This is a genomic window from Streptomyces zinciresistens K42 (genome assembly GCF_000225525.1).
GTDB lineage: Bacteria > Actinomycetota > Actinomycetes > Streptomycetales > Streptomycetaceae > Streptomyces > Streptomyces zinciresistens.
In genome coordinates, this window is the sequence record NZ_AGBF01000479.1 from 1 (window position 1) to 636 (window position 636).

The 636-nt window shown below is 82.2% G+C and carries 1 protein-coding gene; it reads right to left on the reverse strand.

Features of this window, described 5'->3' with window-relative positions:
• Positions 1 to 29: 29 nt before the first annotated feature.
• The coding region (locus SZN_RS41820; protein WP_007506614.1) for an SCO2400 family protein at positions 30 to 636 on the reverse strand (607 nt) is incomplete at its 5' end.

Below are 636 nucleotides of genomic sequence, written 5' to 3' on the forward strand. Positions count from 1 at the left end.
GCGGCGGGCGCGGTCGGGCGGGGCGTGCGTCAGGTGCACCACCACAGGAACCGGTCGCAGGTCTCCGACGGCTTGGGGTCCGGGGCCGGGTCCGCCGCGGGCGGCGCGGTCGTGGGGGTCGGGTCCGGGGCCGACGTGTGCGGCGGGGCCGGGGCGGTGGCGGTCGGACCGGAGCCGCCGCCGGCCGTCGCGGGCCGGGAGTCGCGCGTCGGGCTCTCGCCCTCGCCCTCCTTCCCGCCGCCCTCGGCGGACTCCGGCACCGAGGGGGACGCCGACGGGCTCGCGGAGGCGCCGCCCGCCCCGGGGCGCGTGGCGCCCGCGGTCACGTCCGGCGACGGGGAGAGCTCCGACTCCGCGGCGCCCTCCGCCGTCGCGTCACCGGCCACCGCGGGCTCGGGGGGCGTGCCCGGGGCGTCCATGCCGAGTTCGGCGAGGCTCAGCCCGCCGGCGGCCAGGACGAAGCCGGCGACGACCAGCAGGGTCCGGCGGCGGCGCCTGCGGTGGGCGGCGGCCTTGCGATCGCGACGGCTCCCGCCGCCCTCCCCGGGCCCCTCGCCGCCGTCGGGTTCGTCCGCGGCATCGTCGTACGCGTCGTGGGTGCCGGGGTCCTCGCCGGCCGCGTACGCGTCGCCCTCG